Genomic DNA, 18,940 nt, shown 5'->3' on the forward strand with positions numbered 1-18,940 from the left:
CGCCGGGGCGGGGTCACTCAATCAGCCCGCGCGGTCAGGTGATCACCCGGAACCCGCGCCGCTTGCCCAGCATCTGCAAGCTCTTGATGCCCGGAATCCCGTCGAACGGCGGCGGTACGGTCGCCTTCTGCCACAGCGCGTACGCCTTGCGGAAGTCCTTCCCCGCGACCCCGTCGACGTCCGATGCCGCCCGCACTCCCTGCTTGAACAGCGCGCGTTCGACGATGATGACGTCGCTCTCGTGCAGGCCCTGTCCCGGCGGGCGGAACTGGTCCTTGGTGGCCGCCTCGCGAACGTTGCTGAGATCGACCGCCGGCAGCGACGGCGCCCCCGGCCGCCAGATCCGGACCCCGTTGATGTCCTCGGTCCAGCCCTTGTAGAGCATGCCCCAGCGCCGGGTGATCAGCGAGATCGGCACCTTGTCGATCTTGCCCGGGCGCTTGATGTCGCTGCTGAAACAGTTGCCGTCGCCGGTACTGATCGCGACGTGCCCGTGCCGGCCGCCGGTCCACCACACCGGCACCCCGAGCGGCGGCGTACCGGCGGAGCCGTGCTTGAACTTCGCGGCCCGGTAGCCCGCGTGCGCGTCCGGGTTGACCGGACCGACGTTGAAGCAGTTCCGGACGAAGATCAGGCAGATGCCGGTCCAGTTCCGGCTCGGGTTCGCGACCTGGCCCGCGGCGAAGTCGACCGCGGCCTTGCCCATCCGGACGGCCATCTCACTCACCCACCGTTCCGGGCTCCTCGTCGGGACCGAGCGGCTCGGTGTCCGCGATCGGCTCCTGGAACGGCGCCTCGTCGGCCGGGCCGTCGAGGTCCGGGTCGTCGGTCTGGATCCCCGGCGAGTCCGCCAACGGCGGCAGCGTCTCCTCGTCCAGCACCTCCGTCAGTTCCGACGTGTCCACTGGATCTGTACTACTCATGACATTTCCCCCTGTCGCAGCGTGGGCTGTCGCCAATCCGCCCCCGGCCGGCAACAGCCGTTACTCGGAGTTTGGCACCGGGCGCCGCGATCAGGGGCTATTCGAACCGGAGAATGCCCCATTGGGCAGGCTGGTGCATGTCCACGACGTACTGCGGCGACCAGACCCAGAAATCCTGTTCCTTGCCCTTGCGGTACTCGCCGTCGACGACCTCGTGGTCCCACTCGATCCGCATCAGGTTCATCCGCCACTCGTCACCGGGCGCCGGAGGGGTCTGGTTGAGGTTGTACTTCGCGAGGTCGGTCCACGGCAACGCGACCTCGACAGTCCACCCGGTGTCGGTGTCCGCCGGATCGTTCAGTGTGCCATCGATCCGTACTGCGGTCCGCAGGCCCGGCAGGTTGTCCGGGTCGACGGGGACGCCGCCCTCGGAGTACGGCTTGGGGAGGGACAGCTCCCAGATGGTGCCGAGCGGGTTGATCTCGAACTCGTAGTAGTTCTGGCCGTCGCCGTCCGGGTCGAGGAACAGCTCGAAGTTGTTCTCCTCGTACAGCCAGGTGTTCGGCTCGGTCATGGTGGACCAGACGTGCGGCTCCTCGAGTTGGCCACCGACGTACAGGTACAGGTCGTCGTACAGGAGCTTGGCCCTGGTGCGGAACCTCGGAGTGGTCGCGTCACCGCCGCGGATGTCGACGAAGTCGTCGGTCCACGGCGCCTGCTCCCAGGCGGGGTGGGTCAGGGTGCCGTCGAGGGGCAGCGGGGTGGGCGTGCGGTGGCAGGGGTAGCGGGGGAGTTCAGGCATCGGCTCGCTCCAACCGTCCGGCGATCAGGTGTGCTAGCAGGAAAGTGATGGCGGTGAGCACCGGGACGACCAGCAGCGTCCAGGTGGAGAACAGATCGTCCGACAGGAACCCGAGCACGACCAGCAACATGAACCCGACCCCGAGAAACGCCACCAGTTTCGGATTCGGCATCCCCAGCCGCCCGAGCGCCACCGCCGCCAACACCACCGTCACCACCACGGCAAGCACCAACAACGGAAACCCAGCAGCCCCACAATTCGGCGCGTCCCGAACCCGATCACACCCCCGCTCACTACCCCAAACCAACCCCACCAACACAAACCCAGCCAACACCCCCACCACCCCCAAAACCAACACCCCCGGCACCGGAGGCCCATCCTCCACGTACTGCGGCTCTGAGTCGGGCTCGTCGCCTTCGGCGACCTCGCCGTTGCCGAGAGGGAAGCCGGAGGCCCGGTGAGCCGCGAGTGCCGACTCGTCGGCGTCATTCGAATCTGCCAGAGCGGTCTCGGCTCCGGGCTCGTCGACTCCGTCGACCTCGCGGTTGAGGGGAGCGGAGGAATGGTGGGCACCCATGGGTGACTCGTCGCCTTCGGCAACCTCGTCTGGGTCGAACCCCGCGCCGGGCTCGTCGCCTTCGGCGACCTCGCCGTTGGGGAGAGCGGGGGCGCGGTGAGCTCCGCTGGCTGGCTCGTCGAGCCGGCCGGTCGCGTCTGCGTCCGCCACGCCGGTGTCGCCCGCCGCAGCGTCGTCCGCCTCCGCTGCAACGGTGTCGACCGCAACTTGGTCGACGTCTGCCTCAGCAGCGCCCGCGTTCAGCGGGTTGTCTTCGGCGACCTCGTCAAGCGTGATTCCCGCGTCCGACGCGTCGTCTTCGGCAACCTCGTCTGGGGCTGGCTCGGCGCCGGGTTTCTCGTCGCTCATTGGCGCAGGTTATCGAGAACTGGGCGGGTTGGTGCCGCAGCCGCGAGGTGTGGAATGCCGTCGTGGACCGCCGCCACTCACAAACCTCGACGGACCAGACCTAGTCAGGCGAGGGCGAGTGGGTTGTGGGCTGCGGACGGCAGGGTTTGTGAGTGGGGGCCGTCCGGGCCCGCCACCAGCGCTAGGCGGCGTCTAGGGCTGTGGCTACTGCGGTGCGGAGTTGGGTGGGGGTGGGGCAGGGGATGGCGAGTTCTCGGCTCAGTTCGGCCAGGGAGGTCATGGTGACGTCGTGGAGGCCGCAGGTGGTGAAGGTTTGGAAGACGTGCATGTCGGGGTCGAGGTTGATCGAGAAGCCGTGGCTGGTGATGCCGCGACGGATTCGCATGCCGATGGAGCAGAGTTTGCGGTGGTCCGGGGTCCAGACGCCGACCAGGCTGCTTTCGCCGCGTGGGGTGTCGCGGCGGATCACCGGGAAGCCGAGTGCGCCGAGCGCCTCGATCAGGCCGTTCTCGACCCAGCGGACGATGTCGACCGGGCCCCGCTGCTTGAGGTCGATCACGAGGTAGCCGACCAGCTGCCCCGGACCGTGGTACGTCGCGAAGCCGCCCCGGTCGACCGCCACGGCAGGAATGGCCGCGGTCTCGGCCGGCAGGTCGGCCAGTGAGGTCCGCGGTCCGTACGTGATCACCGGCGGATGGCTCAGCAGGAACAACCGGTCGCCGGCCTCCCCGGCCTGCCGCTGCTCGACCCACGTCTTCATGTCCTTGGCGGCGACTTCGTAGTCAACCTCGCCGAGGTCGACCCGCTCGATCGTGCTCATGCCGCCAGCCTAGGCGGCCGCCTCACCGAAGACGCCAGGAATGACTGAAGGCGGCGGCTCCGGAGAGCCACCGCCTTCTTCTGTCGGGCTGACAGGATTTGAACCTGCGACCTCGTCGTCCCGAACGACGCGCGCTACCAAGCTGCGCCACAGCCCGAAGTCGGCGTTAGCTTACATGCGCCCACCGCTGGGACGAAATCGGGTTATCCGGGACCCCCGCCGGCCCGCGCCACGAGCGTGAGCAAGGTCGCTTCCGGACGGCACGCGAACCGCACCGGCGCGTACGGCGAGGTGCCCAGCCCGGCCGACACGTGCAGTGCCGCCTGACGGCCTTCGTAGCCCCACGTCGACAAACCCTTGACCCGCGACGTGTCGAGGTCGCAGTTGGTCACCAGCGCCCCGTAGAGCGGCACAGCGAGCTGGCCGCCGTGCGTGTGACCGGCCAGGACGAGCGGGTACCCGTCGCCCACGAACCCGTTCAGCACCCGCTGGTACGGCGCGTGCGTCACCCCGATCGACAGGTCGGCCGCCGGATCCACCTCGCCCGCCACCTCGGCGTACCGGTCGCGTTTGATGTGCGGGTCGTCGGTGCCGGCGAAGTCGAGGCGCAGGCCGCTCACCTTGAGGCTGGTGCGTGCGTTGTTGAGGTCGACCCAGCCTGCGCCGGCGAACGCGGAGCGCATCTCCTCGAACGGCAGGTCCGGGCCGTGCGGCTTGTGCCGCTGCTTGTTCGCAGGCAGCAGGTACTTCGCCGGGTTCTTGAAGTGCGGCTTCCAGTAGTCGTTCGAGCCGAAGACGAAAACACCCGGTACGTCGAGCAGCGCACCGTACGCGCGCAGCAGCGGCAGGACCGAATCCGGGTGGGAGATGTTGTCGCCGGTGTTCACGATCAGGTCCGGTTCGAGCCGGGCCAGGTCGTTGACCCAGCGGATCTTCTTCTCCTGACTCGGCATCAGGTGCAGGTCGGACAGGTGCAGCACCTTGATCGGCGCGGCACCGACCGGCAGCACCGGCACCGTGACCCTGCGCAGTGTGAACCAGCGCACCTCGATGGCCGCCGCGTACCCGACGCAGGCAGCACCCACGGCCGTGACAACGCCCGCGGTCTTCAACGTCGTGGCGGCAAGCCCCCGGAAACTCATTGCTCCAGCCTGCCACAATCGTGGGCATGTCCAACTCCGAGATGAAGCAGCGCCTGCACGACGACATGACCGCGGCCCTCAAGGCGCGCGACGATCTCCGCAAGTCGACCCTGCGGATGGCGCTCACGGCCGTGACGAAGGCCGAGGTGGCCGGCAAGGAGGCGCGCGAGCTGTCGGACGCCGAGATCATCGAGGTGCTGACCGCCGAGGCGAAGAAGCGCCGCGAGTCAGTCACGGCGTACCGGGAGGCAGGCCGGGAGGAGCTGGCGCTCAAGGAGCAAGCCGAGGCGGACATCCTGGCCGAGTACCTGCCCGAGCAACTGACGGCCGAGGAGATCACCGCCCTGGTCACCGAAACCATCGCCGCCACCGGAGCCGCCGACCTCGGCCCCCGCGGCATCGGCAAGGTCATGGGCGCCCTCCAACCCAAGGTCAAAGGCAAAGCCGACGGCGGCACAGTCTCCGCCGAAGTAAAACGCCAACTAGGCGCCTGACACCGAAGGCTCAAAGCGAAAGGCCTCGTCCACTGGACGAGGCCTTTCGTGTTGCTGTCAGCGGCCGCCGCGGCCGCAGTTTGGGTACTTCGGGTGCCAGGGTGGGCATTGGTTGCCCCCGCCTGGTGGTCTGCCGGTGGTCGGCGGAACTGGCGGAAGCGGGGTGCCTGTCACGGGTGGCGGGGCGGCCTTGCTGCCGTTGGAGACGTAGATGGTCACCCGGGAGCCCTCGGGTGCGCCGTCCTCGGTGCGGGGGCTGAGGTAGGCGACGGTGCCGGCCGTCTCGACCGAGTCGACCAGGCCCGTGGCGATGACGGGCTCGAAGCCCATCGACCGCAGCCGGTTCGCGGCCTCCTCGGGGCTGACCCCGTTCACATACGGCAGATCCTTGACGTTACCGCGCACGGTCACGTCGGTCGGCGCGGTGAACTTGGTGTTCGGAAGGCCCTTCAGCGCGCCCTGCATCGCCGCCTTCCAGACCGGACCGGCCGTTCCGGAGCCGGAGGCGTCGTTGATCTTCTTGCCGTTGAAGGTCTGGCCTTCCAGCTTCGTGTACTTCGGATCGGCGTCGGCCACCACCGCGGCCGCGGCCAGCTTGGTCGAGTAGCCCGCGAACCACACCGCCTTGGCGTCCTGGATTGTTCCGGTCTTACCGGCCAGATCGGTCGAGCCGAACTTCAGCTTGCCACCGGTACCGCCCGGCATCATGACCTGCTGCAGGACGTAGTTGACACCGTCCGCGACCTCGGGCGCGAGCACCTGCTTGCAGCTCGGGCCGGGGGTGCTGATCGACTTGCCCCGCCAGTTGGTCACCGCGGTGATCAGCAGCGGCGTGCAATAGACACCGCGCGCCGCGAAGGCGGCGTAGGCGTTCGCCATCTGCAGGGGCGTCACATACCCGACGCCCAGTGTCATCGACACCACCTGATCGAGTGGCTCGCCGGACTGTGCGTCGTGGAGACCCAACTTGGCCGAGAGACTGGCGATCGGGCAGAGACCGATCTGCTGGGACAGCTGCAGGAAGTAGGTGTTGGTGGACGCCCGGGCGGCGTCGATCATGCTCAGGTCGCCCTGGGCCGCGGTGGAGTTGCTCGGACTGTACTTCTCGGCGTAGGTGGTGCCGGAGCAGGTGGAGAACTTCACCTTGCTGAGCTCGATCGTCTTCGGCGAGTTGATCCGGTAGTTGAGCGGGATGCCCTTCTGGATCGCCGCGGCGATGGTGAACGCCTTCATCGTCGAACCGTTCTGGAACCCGCCGTAACCACCCTGGTACGACTTCTCGACGTTGTAGTTGTACGACGTCTCGTACCTCTTCGGGTTGCCGCCGTATTTGCGGCTCTGCACCATCGCCTTGACCACGCCGGTGCCCGGCTCGACGATCGTGACGGCGCCGATTGCCCTGTCAGTCGGTTTCGAGTTCAGGTCGATCGACCTCTGGGCCGCCGCCTGCACCTTCGGGTCGAGGGTGGTGCGGATCTTGAGACCGGCCGTCTTGAGGTAGTGGTCGCGGGCCTTGGGGGTCTTGCCGAAGGCCGGGTTCTCCAGCAGCTTGGACACGACGTACTCGCAGTAGAACGGGTACGGCGAGTTGGCACAGCCGTTCGGGACCTTCTTGACCGGGCCGGCCAGAACAGGCAGCTTGATGGCGGCGTTGGCCTGCTTGGCGGTGATGACGTTCAGCTCTTGCATGCGGCGCAGGACGAGGTCCCGGCGATCCTTGGCGCGCTTGGGGTTGTTCGTCGGGTCGTACCCGGTCGGGTTCTTCACCAGGCCGGCCAGCATCGCGGCCTGGTGCAGCTGCAGCTTCGACGCGGGCACGTGGAAGTAGTGCTGGGCGGCGGCCTCCACGCCGTACGTACCGTCGCCGAAGTTCGCCAGGTTCAGGTACTTCAGCAGGATCTCGTTCTTGGAGAACTGCTTCTCGACGGCGACCGCGTAGCGCAGCTCCGCGATCTTGCGCTCGTAGGTGTCGGCCGTCGCGTCCGCGATCGCCTTCTCGTCACCCAGGGCGTTCGCCCGCTCGACCAGGCTCAGCTTCACGAACTGCTGGGTGATGCTCGAACCACCCTGCTGGACGGAGCCGTTGCTCTGGTTGCGGACCAGCGCGCGCAGGGTCCCCTTCGCGTCGAGCGCACCGTGCTCGAAGTAGCGGTCGTCCTCGATCGCGACGATCGCCTTCTGCATGATCGGGCTGATCTGGTTGAGGCTGGTCAGCGGCGTGCGGTTCTGCTCGTACAGCTCCGCGATCGGCGACCCGTCGGCCGCGTAGATCTGGCTGCGCCGGCTGAGTGGGAACTCCTTCAGCTCCTGTGGCAGGTCCTGCAGCGTTTCCGCTGTTTTCTCGGTGGTGAAGCCGGCCAGGCCGGCGAACGGGATGGCCAGGCCCGCTGCGAGTGCACCCGACAGCACACTCACCCCCAGGAACAGAATCACTGACTGGACGACGCCCCGATCGTCTTTATCCCTTGCGCGCATGCACTAGAGCCTACGGGATCACGGAGCCACGCCAATTCCTGGAATGTGTTGTATGTCACGTCAACCTGAGCGTGGTTCAGGGCGTCTGTAACAGGAACAAACGAGAGCCGGCAGGCCTCGGGGGGTGAGGCCTGCCGGCTGTTCGATCAGCTCAGGCGGCGTACTGCCGTGCGTCCACCTGGGCCGGTTCCAGGGCCAGTTCCAGCACCTGCCGTACGTCGCTCACGGGGTGCACCGTCAGCTCCGCGAGGACCGACTCGGGTACGTCTTCCAGGTCCGGCTCGTTGCGCTTCGGGATCAGGATCGTGGTCAGTCCGGCCCGGTGGGCGGCGAGCAGTTTCTGCTTGACGCCACCGATCGGGAGTACCCGTCCGGTCAGCGACACCTCACCGGTCATCGCGACCTCCGAGCGCACCGGCCGTCCCGACAGCAGCGACGCGAGCGCTGTCGTCATCGTGACACCGGCAGACGGACCGTCCTTCGGTACTGCGCCCGCCGGCACGTGGATGTGGGTGTTCCGCTCGGCCAGATCGCCGACCGGCAAGCCCAGTTCCGCACCGTGCGACCGCAGATAGGACAACGCGATCTGGGCCGACTCCTTCATCACGTCACCGAGCTGACCCGTCAACGTGACTCCGGTTGGGCCGGTCTCCTTGTCCGCCAGCGACGCCTCGATGAAGAGCACGTCCCCACCGGCACCTGTCACCGCGAGACCAGTGGCCACACCCGGCAGCGCAGTACGCTCCGCCGAGTCCGGGGTGAACTTCGGCGAACCCAGGTAGCCCTTCAAGTCCCCGGCGCCGATGGTCAAGGAACCCGGGTCCTCGCCCAGGGCGAGCTTGGCCGTCACCTTCCGCAGTACCCGGGCAATCGAACGCTCGAGCTGCCGTACGCCGGCCTCACGCGTGTACTCGCCGGCCAGCAGCCGCAGCGCCGAGTCGTCGACGGACACCTCGTCGGCCGACAGACCGGCCCGGTCCAGCTGACGCGGGAGCAGGTGGTCGCGGGCGATGGTGACCTTCTCGTCCTCGGTGTAGCCGTCCAGCTGGACCAGCTCCATCCGGTCCAGCAGCGGAGCCGGGATCGAGTCGAGCACGTTGGCCGTGGCCAGGAACACCACGTCCGACAGGTCCAGCTCGACCTCCAGGTAGTGGTCCCGGAAGGTGTGGTTCTGCGCCGGGTCCAGGACCTCCAGCAGAGCGGCAGTCGGGTCACCCCGGTAGTCCGCGCCCACCTTGTCGATCTCGTCCAGCAGCACGACCGGGTTCATCGAACCCGCCTCCGTGATCGCCCTGACGATCCGCCCGGGCAGTGCCCCGACGTACGTCCGGCGGTGGCCACGGATCTCGGCCTCGTCCCGTACGCCGCCCAGTGCGACCCGGACGAACTTGCGGCCCATCGCCCGTGCCACGGACTCACCCAGGGAGGTCTTACCCACACCAGGAGGACCAACCAGCGCCAGTACTGCGCCGCTGCGGCGTCCACCCACCACTCCGAGCCCACGGTCCGCCCTGCGGCGGCGTACGGCCAGGTACTCCGTGATGCGCTCCTTGACGTCGTCCAGGCCGGCGTGGTCCGCGTCCAGGATCGCCCTGGCCTCACGGATGTCGTAGCTGTCCTCGGTCCGCTCGTTCCACGGCATCTCCAGGACGGTGTCCAGCCAGGTCCGGATCCAGCCGACCTCGGGAGACTGCTCCGCAGTACGTTCCAGCTTGTCGACCTCGGCGAGCGCGGCCTTGCGGACGTGCTCCGGGAGGTCAGCAGCCTCGACGCGAGCGCGGTAGTCCTCCTCCTCGGACTCGGCCTTGCCGTCCAGCTCAGCCAGTTCCTTGCGTACTGCGGCGAGCTGCTGGCGCAGCAGGAACTCCCGCTGCTGCTTCTCCATGCCCTCCTGGACGTCCTTCTGGATCGTCTCGGAGACCTCGAGCTCGGCCAGGTGGTCCTTCACCCAGCCGATCAGCTTGGTCAGCCGCTCGGTGACGTCAGGCGTCTCCAGCAGCCAGCTCTTCTGCTCATTGTTCAGGTACGACGCGTAGCCGGCCAGGTCGGACAGTTCGCCCGGCTCGTCGACCTGCTTCACCGAGTCGATCACCTGCCAGGCGCCGCGGCGCTGCAGGACCGTCGTCACCAGCGTCTTGTACTCGCGGGCGAGCTCGGCGGACCTGTCGTCAGTGGCTTCGTCCAGTACGGTCGCGCCGACCCACAGGGCCGCACCGGGACCAGTGGTCCCTGCGCCGATCCGGACCCGGGCGACACCCCGGATGACGGCTGCCGGCGCTCCGCCGGGCAACCTGCCGATCTGCTCGATCTCGCCGAGCGTCCCGGCCTTGGCATATTTTCCGTCCAGGCGCGGCACCAGCAGGACCTGGTCCTCGCCGGACGCCTGCGCGGCGTCGATGGCGGCGCGAGCCTCGGTATCGGCCAGCCGGACCGGCACGACCATTCCCGGCAGGACCACGACGTCGTCGAGTGGAAGAACAGGAAGATTCAACGTCTCAGTCACGCTGTCACACCCTCTGTTGAAGATTGAGTCTGACAGGCTCAACCGAGGACCTGACCTGGTCATTCCCGGGCCGCTTCGCCGTTCGCTGAGGGTGAAAAGCGGAGGATCCGCGAGCAAAAGCGGAGGGTGGGTCAGGCGGTGAGGAGGTCGCCGATGGCGCGGAGGCCGGCCAGGTCGTGGACGTCGTCGGGCAGCGCCGGGACGTCGACGGTGGCGATCGCGCGGTGGCCGCGGCGGAACCGGTCGGCGCGCTTGCGGTCGCTGACCACCTGGTGCATCCGGTCGGCGTGCAGACGTAGTACGGCGGCAGTCAGTTCTGATTTGCCGGCTGCCTCGAGCTTCTCGGCCGCCGCGAGGGCCTGCTCGGCGGACAACTCGGGCACGTGTGTCGTCGTCACCCGGTTGAGCACGACACCGGCGAGCGGCATCCGCTCCTCGCGCAGCCGCTCGGTGAAGTACGACGCCTCGCGCAACGCGTCGTTCTGCGGAGCGGCCACGACGAGGAACGCCGTGTGCGGTTCGCGCAGCAACGCGACCGTCTTCTCGGCTCGCTCCCGAAAGCCGCCGAAGAGCGTGTCGAAGGCAGCAGCAAAGGTCTGCACGTCGGTCAGCACCTGCGCGCCGAGCACCTTGTTCATCACCGACATCGCCAGATTCACCCCGGCCGACATCAACCTGAGCGGACCGCGCGCCGGCGCCAGTAGCAGCCGCAGGAACCGCCCTTCGAGCAACGACGCCAACCGCTCCGGCGCGTCCAGGAAATCCAGCGCCGATCGCGACGGCGGCGTGTCGACGATGATCAGATCCCACTCGCCGGTCCGCTCGGCCTGCTTGTGCAACTGGCCAAGCTTCTCCATCGCCATGTACTCCTGCGTACCCGCGAACGACGACGAAAGCGCCACGTAGAAGGGATTCGCGAGAATCTGCTCAGCCTTCTCCGCCGAAGCATGCGCAAGCACCACCTCGTCGAAGGTCCGCTTCATGTCCAGCATCATCGCGTCCAGCCGCCCCCCGTTCGCCGCATCCACATCAGCGACGACCCGAGGCGTGTTGTCCAACTCGGTCAGCCCAAGCGACTGCGCCAGCCTGCGAGCCGGATCAATCGTCAGTACTACGACCTTCCGCCCCCGCTCAGCAGCCCGAAGCCCCAACGCCGCCGCCGTAGTGGTCTTGCCCACTCCACCCGCGCCACACGTGACGATGATCCGGGTCCCCGGATCATCAATCAACCCATCCAGATCCAACGTGGTCATGAACCCAACCCATCCAGATCCAACGTGGTCATGAACCCAACCCATCCAGCTCCAACGTGGTCATCGGGCCTCCCGATCTGGACTGAGGAGCGGAGGGAGCGAAGCGACCGCAGCGACGAGGGAAGATCGGGAGTTAAGCCCGATGACCCGCCGAGCCGAAGGCGAGGCCAAAAGCACAGCAGGCGAGGCCAAAAGCACAATCATGGGGTCAGCTCCTCAGCAAGATCAAACAATGCGCCTTGGTCGATACCATCGGGAAGCAACGGCAGCTCGGTGACTTTCTTGCCTAGGGCATCTATTCGGTCGCGGTTCTCGCGTTCCAGGCCGACCCGTACTGCGTGGTCGTGTGTCTCCCGTGAGAGCGCCGCGGTCAGCTCCTTGGTGGCGGTGATGCCGGCTGCCTTGAGTCCGCGCGTGAGCTCGGCTGCAGGTAGTTTCTCCTTCACCGCAAGGGCCAGCGCGTCATCGTCGAGCGGGCTGTGACGGACCATATTCACCACGATCGAGCCGACCTTGAGATCCAGCGACTCGAGTTGCTCCACCGCGTCCAGCGTCTCCTGAACCGGCATCTCCTCCAGCAGCGTGACCAAGTGGATCCGCGTGACGTCCGAGCGGAGCATGCCCATGATCGCGTCCGCCTGGTTGCGGATCGGTCCGACCTTGGCCAGCCCGGCCACTTCATGGTTCACGTTCAGGAACCGCCCCACGCGACCAGTTGGCGGCGCATCCAGGACAACGGCGTCGTACGCGAGCCGTCCGTGCGCCTTGCGCCGGGTGGCCTCGTAGACCTTGCCGGTCAGCAGGACGTCCCGGAGCCCCGGTGCGATCGTGGTGACGAAGTCGACCGCACCCACCTTGTCCAGCGCCTTCCCGGCGCGACCCAGGTGGTAGTACATGTCCAGGTACTCCAGCAGGGCCGCCTCGGCGTCCACGGCCAGGGCGTAGACCTCACCCCCGGCGGGTCCGACGGCGATCCGGCGTTCGACGTACGGGAGCGGCGGTACGTCGAAGAGCTGGGCCAGCCCCTGGCGGCCCTCCACCTCGACCAGCAGGATCCGCTTGCCCTGGTCGGCCAGCGCGAGCGCCATGGCAGCAGCCACCGTCGTCTTGCCGGTCCCGCCTTTGCCGGTGACCACATGCAGCCTTGCCATGCGGTCCAGCGTAGGTGGTGGCTCGCAGCGCTCCGGTAGAGGAGCCCGTTAGAGTCCCCTTATGAAGAAGTTCGAGTACTCGACCGTGCCGCTGCTGGTCCACGCGACCAAGGAGATCCTCGACAACTGGGGTCAGGACGGCTGGGAGCTGGTCCAGGTCGTCCCGGGCCTGAACCCGGAGAACCTGGTCGCCTACCTGAAGCGGGAGATCACTGAATCATGAGCCACCCGGAGGAGAAGCTGGCCGAGCTCGGCCTGAAGCTGCCCGAGGTCGCCAAGCCGGTCGCCGCCTACGTCCCGGCGCTGCGGACCGGCAACCTGGTCTACACGTCCGGCCAGCTGCCGCTGCGTGACGGTGCCTTGATCGCCACCGGCAAGGTCGGCGACGCCGTCACCGCCGAGGTGGCGAGCGAGTGCGCCCAGCAGTGCGCGCTGAACGCGCTGGCCGCGGTCAAGGCGGAGATCGGTGACCTGGCGAACATCAAGCGGATCGTCAAGGCGGTCGCCTTCATCGCCTCGACCCCCGACTTCACCGGCCAGCCCCAGGTCGCCAACGGAGCCTCCGAGCTCTTCGGCCAGCTCTTCGGCGAGGCCGGCCAGCATGCCCGCTCCGCCGTCGGCGTCCCCGTCCTCCCCCTCGACGCCCCGGTAGAAATAGAACTCATCGTCGAGGTCAACTGACGCTCGCACCGCCGCGCCCCGCTGCGGAGTCGCCTCCGCAGCGAGCGCGGTAGTGGGCCGCCCTCTGGCGGGGGATCCCCTGCAGTTCAGGGCGCCTGGCTCCAGCGGTTACTACGAAGGGGTCCCCGGGCTGCCAGCCGAGCGGGCTGCGCTCGCCGCCAGCATGCTGTGACGGTGGGCGATGATGTGGAGGTGCGGTGCGGATGGTTCGGGATCTGAAGTCTCAGTTGCTTTCTGGGCGGATGGCTGCGGAAGCGCTTTCCTTTGCTCGAGGGGAGCGGGTGGCGGCTGAGCCTCGGCCCGCCTCGACGGTCATCTTGTTGCGGGACACCGACCACCGTCCTGAGGTCTACCTGCTGCGCCGGCAGCAGACGATGGCGTTTGCGGCCGGGATGACCGTCTTCCCGGGCGGGCGGGTGGACCCCACCGACGCGTCTATCGCCGACTCCTGGGCCGGGCCGTCGCCTGAGTGGTTCGGGGAGCGGCTGGGGTGCTCTGCCGACACGGCCGCGGCGTACGTGGCGGCCGCAGTACGGGAGACGTTCGAGGAGTCCGGTGTGCTGCTGGCCGGGCCGTCCACGGAGTCTGTGGTCGGTGACACGACCGGCGACGACTGGGAGGCCGACCGGGTCGCGCTGGAGTCGCGCACGCTCGGGTTCGCCGACTTCCTGCATCGCCGGGGCCTGGTACTGCGTGCCGACCTGCTCGGCGTCTGGGCGCACTGGATCACCCCGGAGTTCGAGCCGCGCCGCTACGACACCCGCTTCTTCGTCGCGGCCCTCCCGGCCGGGCAGGTGACGCGTGACGTGACCAGCGAGTCCGACCAGGTCGCGTGGATGGCTCCTGCCGACGCAGTACGCGCAGTGGAGGCCGGCGAGATGCTCATGCTCCCGCCCACGTACCTCTGCTGCCGGGACCTCCTCCCGTACGACGCGGTCGCCGACGTACTCGCCACGTCCACCAGCCGCGAGATCCGGCCGATCCTGCCGACCGTGCGGATCGAGAATGACCAGGCCTACCTGGAGACGACATGACAGTCGAGCAAGTCACCGACTACGCGACGCGCGTGCTCGCGGCGAACCCGGGCCCGATGACGCTGGACGGCACCAACACGTGGATCCTCCGCGACCCCGGTGCCGACACGGCCGTCGTGGTCGACCCCGGACCGCTCCTGACCGACCACCTGCAGGCGGTGCTCGACGCAGTCGCGGAGTACGGGTGCACTGTCTCGACTGTGCTGCTCACGCACGGGCACTTCGACCACTCGGAAGGCGCTGCGTGGTTCGCGTCGCAGGCGAACTGTCCGGTGCGCTCGGTGGACCCTGCCTTCCGCATCCCGACCGACCACGCGCACGGCCTCGAGGAGGGCGACGTGATCACCGCGGGCGACCTGCGGATCGAAGTACTGCCGACTCCCGGCCACACGATGGACTCGGTCTGCTTCTGGCTCCCGCAGGACGGCTCCCTGCTCACCGGCGACACAGTGCTCGGCCGCGGCACGTCGGTAGTGGCGCACCCCGACGGTGCCCTAGGCCCCTATCTGCACTCGCTGGAGAGCCTCCGGGCCTTCGCCAACTCCCCAGCAGGCGTCACCCGCCTCCTACCCGGCCACGGCCCAGTCATCGACGACCCAGGCGCAGTACTGACCTACTACCTGGACCACCGCCACGAACGCCTCGACCAGGTCCGCACAGCCGTAGCCGCCGGCCACACCACCCCCGAGGCGATCGTCCACCACGTCTACGCCGACGTCCCACAACTCCTCTGGCCCGCCGCCGAACGCTCAGTCCGAGCCCAACTCGACTACCTGAACTCTTAGCGGGCGGACGTCCTCAACCCCGCCCTCTGAGGGGTTAACCCTCCAAAGGGCGGGTTGCCTACCCGGAATCTCACCAGGCAACCCATCCTCTGAGGGGTTAACCCCTCAGAGGGTTATCCACAGGTGGGTGGAGGGTGAGCGGCGGGGGTGGGACGGCGGCGATCCTGATCGGATGAATCCGCTGCTGAAGACGGTCGCGCTCGAGCAAGGTGGTGTGTTCAGCCGCGCGCAGGCCCTCACCTCTGGCTACACACGTCAGCAATTGCGCGAACGCGTCGCTGATGGACGCTGGGAGAAGGTTCGCTATGGGCAGTACGCCGAGAGGACAGACCTCAGTCACCTTGCTCCGTGGGATCGAGAAACGTGGCGGCATCGGAGGCTGGCCTTCGCCGTGGCGAACTCGATAGCCCCGGGAGCGATCGCACTGAGCCACCAGACAGCCCTGGTGTTGCATGGAGTGCCGTTGTGGGGAGTGGACCTGACCGAAGTACAGGCAAGTCGCCTCGATGGGCGTCGTGGCGGTCCGGTCGCGGGAGTGAGACACCACCGGGGCCGGTTCGCGCCCAGCGAGTTGACGAAGGTCGATGGTCTGACCGTGACGACGCTGCCGCGGGCTCTCGTCGAGACCGCCTGTACTGCGTCGTTCGAGTCAGCCGTGGTGAGTGCCGATGCTGTACTCCGCGACCACCCGGCCGAGGCAGCCGTGCAGCAGATGCTGGCCAGGATCGAGTTCTGGCCAGGGAGCACCAGGGCCAAGGCGGCTCTCGGCTTCGCCGACAAGCTGTCGGAGTCGGTCGGGGAGTCCCGGCTGCGGGTTCTGCTCCACAACCAGGGCCTCCCCACGCCGCGGCTTCAGGTTGAACTCGGTGACGCCGCTGGCCTGGTCGGCCGGGTCGACTTCTTCTTTGCCGAGCAAGGCACCGTCGTCGAGTTCGACGGGTTGGTGAAGTACGCGGGAGGCTCGCCGGAGATCCTCGTTCGTGAGAAGTTGCGCGAGGACCGTCTGCGGGCCCTCGGGCTCGAAGTCGTCCGGATCGTCTGGACTGACCTGAACGGTCCCGCCGATGTCGCCGCACGCATCCGACGTGCCTTCGCCCGGCGTGCAGCATCAGGGCGTGCACTGTGAAGGGTTGACCCTCGAGTTGCGGGGTTGCCCCGCGAGAATCTGACGGTGCAACCCGCCCTTTGAGGGGTTAACCCCTCAAAGGTCAGCGGGCGCGGCGTTGGAGGCGCTCGATGTCGAGGAGGACTACTGAGCGGGGTTCCAGGCGGACCCAGCCTCGGGAGGCGAAGTCGGCCAGGGCCTTGTTGACTGTTTCGCGGGAGGCGCCGACCAGTTGGGCCAGCTCCTCCTGGGTCAGGTCGTGGTGGACGTGGACGCCGTCGTCGGCGGTGCGGCCGAAGCGGCTGGCCAGGTCGAGCAGGGCCTTGGCGACCCGGCCCGGTACGTCGGAGAAGACCAGGTCGGCCACCACGTCGGAGACCTTGCGGAGCCGGGACGCGAGCTGGAGCAGCAGGCCGCGGGCCACCTCGGGGCGGCCGGCCAGCCAGCGGAGCAGCTCGTCGTGGGTCAGCGACATCAGCGACGCGTCGGTGACGGCCGTGACGGTCGCCGAGCGCGGGCCCGGGTCGAACAGGGACAGTTCGCCGAACATCTGGCCGGGGCCGAGCACGGCGATCAGGTTCTCCCGGCCGTCGGCCGAGGTGCGGCCGAGCTTGACCTTGCCCTCGACAACGACGAACAGCCGGTCACCGGAGTCGCCCTCGTGGAACAGCACCTGGCCGCGGCGCAGCCTGCTCTCCGTCATCGATGCGGCCAGCGCATCGGCTGCTTCGTCGTCGAGCTGGCTGAAAAGCGGTGCCTGTCGGAGCACTGCGGCGTCCACGAATGGGCCTCCTTGGACCTGAACTGCGACCTTCGAGGAGGCTGCGAGCCGCCCCGGCGCCAGGCGGATCACACCCGGTCGCCCCAAAACCGTAGCCCCTCGGCTTGCCGAACCGCCACGTAGGCCCGCCGGGACTCGCCGGAGGGCCTACTCAGCCGGCCCTCGAGCAGTGAGGATGAGGGATGCTCGATTGGCTGAGAAGGCGCCTCAAGAAGGGCCGCAAGCAGGGCCGGGGTCAGGCGACCGGTACGCCGTCAGCCGACTCCGTGTTCGAGCTCGGACGCAGGGCCCGGGCGCTGGCCAAGGACGGGTTCGTCGACGAGGCTGCCGCCGTACTGCGCGCCAGCGACGACCCGCGAGCCGAGGGCCTGCTGGTACTCCTGCTGCGCGAGTACGGCCGTCTCGACGAGGCGATCGACATCCTGCGAGCCAGCAAGGACCCGGAGGTGGCTCCGAGGCTCGACCAGTTCCTCCGGGAGCGTGGCAGCGAGCTCAACCGGCTCACCAGCATCGACAGCCGCCCGCTCGACCGCACTCACGAGGTGGACGAGCTCCTCCAGCGCGGCCGGATCGACGAGGCGATCGACCTGCTGAAGGCGAGCGGCCTCCCCGCGGACCGGGCCAGACTGCAGGCGCTGCTCCGCGAGCTCGGCCGCACCGACGACCTCCGCGAGCTCGCCAACCACTCGATCCGGCTGGGCACCCTCCGAGCCGAAGGCCGCCTGGATGAACTCCGGCAGCACGCCTCAGCCGGCGACCGCGTGGCAGAAACCCTGCTGATCGACGCCCTCGCCGAGCAGGGCCAGGTCAAGGAGCTGCAGGCCCATGCTGAGGCCGGCAACGCCCGAGCAAGGGACCTGCTGGCCCAGGAGCGCAGGGCCGACGAGAAGGTGTTCGACCACCTGATCGAGCAGGGCCTCGCCGACGAGGCTGCCGCCGTACTACGTGAGCAGAGTGTGGACGACGACATGGCCTGGTATCAGCTGGCCCGCCTGTACGCCGACCAGGGCCGCGCCGACGACGCACTCGCCGTGTTGCGCCCTCGCCAGTGGATCGCACCGGACCTGCTGGCCGAGTTGCTGGCCGACAGCGGGCAGGCCACCGAAGCCATCGCAGTACTGGATGCCTCCGAGCTGCGGGAGGCTCCGCGGCTGGCTGCTCGCCTGCGGGCCGAGCACGGTCAGCTCGACGAGTTGCGGGGCCGGGCGGACGCTGGTGACAAGCCGTCGGCCGCGCAGCTCGCTGCCTATCTGGCTGCTCACGACGAGGTCGACGAGCTGCGGGCCAGGGCAGCCACCGCAGAGGATGCCGTCTACCTGCTCCAACTGATCCGCACACTCGGCCGCCTCGACCGCCTGCAGGACCTAGAAGCCCTCGCCGGCACCAGCAAGCTGGCCAGTTACATGTGGTGGGCGACGCTCCTCGCCGGCGGCGGCGACCCGGCTGAGCATGAGGACAAGCAACCCTGGTACGCCGGACAGGACGCGACGGCCCGAGTCATCCACCTGCTGGTCGAGAAGCAGCGCATCGACGCCGCCATCGCGTTCGCCAAGGCCCGGGTCAATGCCGGTGACGAGTGGGCCAAGGCGTGGATCCCGCGAGTCCCGCAGGCCAGGATCCACCGGGACGACGGCATCGACTCGCAACTGCTGGCCTCCCAGGCGGACGCCGCGATCCGCGAGCTGCTGCCGACCTGCTCCGCCGGAGAGGAGCGCAGTACGACGGTGAGAGTCGCAGACGCCGGCTATGCCGTGTACGGCGACCTGCGGGTCGGTCTGGCCGCATCTGGCCAGGCAGAGGTCTCGCTGGCCTGCTGGACGGTCAACCTGGACACGGCCCGCTACTTCGGCGACAACCCGCCGGAGGAGGCCGAGACCAGGTTGCCGCCGGAAGGCACCGCAGTACCGGACCTCCGGATGACCATTGCCGTCCTCGACGACATAGCCGACCGGTTGAAGGCACCCGACGCGCCACAGCCACACCCCGGTGGCAGCCACCTCACCATCACCTTCGCAGCACCCTGACCGAGCCGCACGAAGCTGTCGGTGGGCGGACGTAAGCTGGCC

At 68.2% G+C, this 18,940-nt stretch carries 18 protein-coding genes and 1 tRNA gene; 7 read left to right on the forward strand and 12 right to left on the reverse strand.

The features are described 5' to 3' along the window. Positions 1–34 precede the first annotated feature (34 nt). From ACQPYM_RS02500 to ACQPYM_RS02530, 7 genes are all read right to left on the reverse strand, one after another. On the reverse strand, positions 35–727 hold the full coding sequence (locus tag ACQPYM_RS02500; RefSeq protein WP_433014092.1) for a hypothetical protein: 693 nt from the start codon (positions 725–727) through the stop codon (positions 35–37). After that, positions 720–923 (reverse strand): hypothetical protein, encoded by a 204-nt coding sequence (locus ACQPYM_RS02505; protein WP_433014095.1) that lies wholly within the window; start codon positions 921–923, stop codon positions 720–722. Before ACQPYM_RS02505 ends, ACQPYM_RS02500 begins: the two co-directional genes overlap by 8 nt. 97 nt (positions 924–1,020) lie before the next feature. After that, the gene (locus tag ACQPYM_RS02510) at positions 1,021–1,725 is read right to left on the reverse strand and encodes a carbohydrate-binding family 9-like protein (protein ID WP_433014098.1); all 705 of its coding nucleotides are present in this window, start codon (positions 1,723–1,725) and stop codon (positions 1,021–1,023) included. After that, positions 1,718–2,650, reverse strand: a complete 933-nt coding sequence (locus ACQPYM_RS02515; protein ID WP_433014101.1) for a hypothetical protein — start codon at positions 2,648–2,650, stop codon at positions 1,718–1,720. Before ACQPYM_RS02515 ends, ACQPYM_RS02510 begins: the two co-directional genes overlap by 8 nt. Before the next feature lie 181 nt (positions 2,651–2,831). After that, complete coding sequence (gene lipB, locus ACQPYM_RS02520; protein ID WP_433014104.1) at positions 2,832–3,470, reverse strand: lipoyl(octanoyl) transferase LipB; 639 nt, start codon at positions 3,468–3,470, stop codon at positions 2,832–2,834. An 83-nt stretch (positions 3,471–3,553) separates the two neighbouring features. Continuing rightward, positions 3,554–3,627: transfer RNA gene (locus ACQPYM_RS02525), tRNA-Pro, on the reverse strand. A gap of 46 nt (positions 3,628–3,673) precedes the next feature. Further along, complete coding sequence (locus tag ACQPYM_RS02530) at positions 3,674–4,612, reverse strand: metallophosphoesterase (RefSeq protein WP_433014107.1); 939 nt, start codon at positions 4,610–4,612, stop codon at positions 3,674–3,676. Positions 4,613–4,638: 26 nt separating this feature from the next. Between ACQPYM_RS02530 and ACQPYM_RS02535 the strand changes: the two genes are divergently transcribed. Next, entirely contained in the window at positions 4,639–5,106 is a 468-nt protein-coding gene (locus tag ACQPYM_RS02535; protein ID WP_433014110.1) for a GatB/YqeY domain-containing protein, read from the forward strand. A gap of 57 nt (positions 5,107–5,163) precedes the next feature. Here the strand turns inward: ACQPYM_RS02535 and ACQPYM_RS02540 are convergent, their stop codons facing one another. From ACQPYM_RS02540 to ACQPYM_RS02555, 4 genes are all read right to left on the reverse strand, one after another. Further along, the gene (locus ACQPYM_RS02540) at positions 5,164–7,581 is read right to left on the reverse strand and encodes a transglycosylase domain-containing protein (protein WP_433014113.1); all 2,418 of its coding nucleotides are present in this window, start codon (positions 7,579–7,581) and stop codon (positions 5,164–5,166) included. 151 nt (positions 7,582–7,732) lie between these two features. Then, positions 7,733–10,024, reverse strand: coding sequence for an endopeptidase La (gene lon, locus ACQPYM_RS02545; protein WP_433023163.1), 2,292 nt, complete (start codon positions 10,022–10,024; stop codon positions 7,733–7,735). 191 nt (positions 10,025–10,215) lie between these two features. Continuing rightward, positions 10,216–11,337 (reverse strand): ArsA family ATPase, encoded by a 1,122-nt coding sequence (locus ACQPYM_RS02550; RefSeq protein ID WP_433014116.1) that lies wholly within the window; start codon positions 11,335–11,337, stop codon positions 10,216–10,218. Between the two features lie 200 nt (positions 11,338–11,537). Next, on the reverse strand, positions 11,538–12,488 hold the full coding sequence (locus tag ACQPYM_RS02555; protein WP_433014119.1) for an ArsA-related P-loop ATPase: 951 nt from the start codon (positions 12,486–12,488) through the stop codon (positions 11,538–11,540). Positions 12,489–12,549: 61 nt separating this feature from the next. Between ACQPYM_RS02555 and ACQPYM_RS02560 the strand changes: the two genes are divergently transcribed. From ACQPYM_RS02560 to ACQPYM_RS02580, 5 genes are all read left to right on the forward strand, one after another. Further along, positions 12,550–12,711, forward strand: a complete 162-nt coding sequence (locus tag ACQPYM_RS02560; RefSeq protein WP_020391043.1) for a DUF4177 domain-containing protein — start codon at positions 12,550–12,552, stop codon at positions 12,709–12,711. Next, entirely contained in the window at positions 12,708–13,169 is a 462-nt protein-coding gene (locus tag ACQPYM_RS02565; protein WP_433014123.1) for a RidA family protein, read from the forward strand. The genes ACQPYM_RS02560 and ACQPYM_RS02565 overlap by 4 nt, the downstream gene beginning before the upstream one ends. Positions 13,170–13,450: 281 nt before the next feature. Beyond that, positions 13,451–14,203 (forward strand): NUDIX hydrolase, encoded by a 753-nt coding sequence (locus ACQPYM_RS02570; RefSeq protein ID WP_433014126.1) that lies wholly within the window; start codon positions 13,451–13,453, stop codon positions 14,201–14,203. Next, positions 14,200–14,988 carry an MBL fold metallo-hydrolase gene (locus ACQPYM_RS02575; protein ID WP_433014129.1) on the forward strand — a complete coding sequence of 263 codons (789 nt, stop codon included), beginning with the start codon at positions 14,200–14,202 and terminating at the stop codon, positions 14,986–14,988. Before ACQPYM_RS02570 ends, ACQPYM_RS02575 begins: the two co-directional genes overlap by 4 nt. A 172-nt stretch (positions 14,989–15,160) precedes the next feature. Further along, on the forward strand, positions 15,161–16,114 hold the full coding sequence (locus ACQPYM_RS02580; RefSeq protein WP_433014132.1) for a type IV toxin-antitoxin system AbiEi family antitoxin domain-containing protein: 954 nt from the start codon (positions 15,161–15,163) through the stop codon (positions 16,112–16,114). Between the two features lie 82 nt (positions 16,115–16,196). On the opposite strand, the gene ACQPYM_RS02585 is transcribed toward ACQPYM_RS02580, so the two are convergent. Beyond that, positions 16,197–16,874: a Crp/Fnr family transcriptional regulator gene (locus ACQPYM_RS02585; protein WP_360275535.1), complete on the reverse strand. Its 678-nt coding sequence runs from the start codon at positions 16,872–16,874 to the stop codon at positions 16,197–16,199. A 182-nt stretch (positions 16,875–17,056) separates the two neighbouring features. Here ACQPYM_RS02585 and ACQPYM_RS02590 point away from each other — a divergent pair, with 182 nt between their 5' ends. Continuing rightward, a complete protein-coding gene (locus ACQPYM_RS02590; RefSeq protein WP_433014136.1) occupies positions 17,057–18,898 on the forward strand; it encodes a hypothetical protein in 1,842 nt (613 codons plus the stop codon). Positions 18,899–18,940 lie beyond the last annotated feature (42 nt).

This window comes from Kribbella sp. CA-294648 (assembly GCF_050943845.1).
In the GTDB taxonomy this organism is placed as follows: domain Bacteria; phylum Actinomycetota; class Actinomycetes; order Propionibacteriales; family Kribbellaceae; genus Kribbella.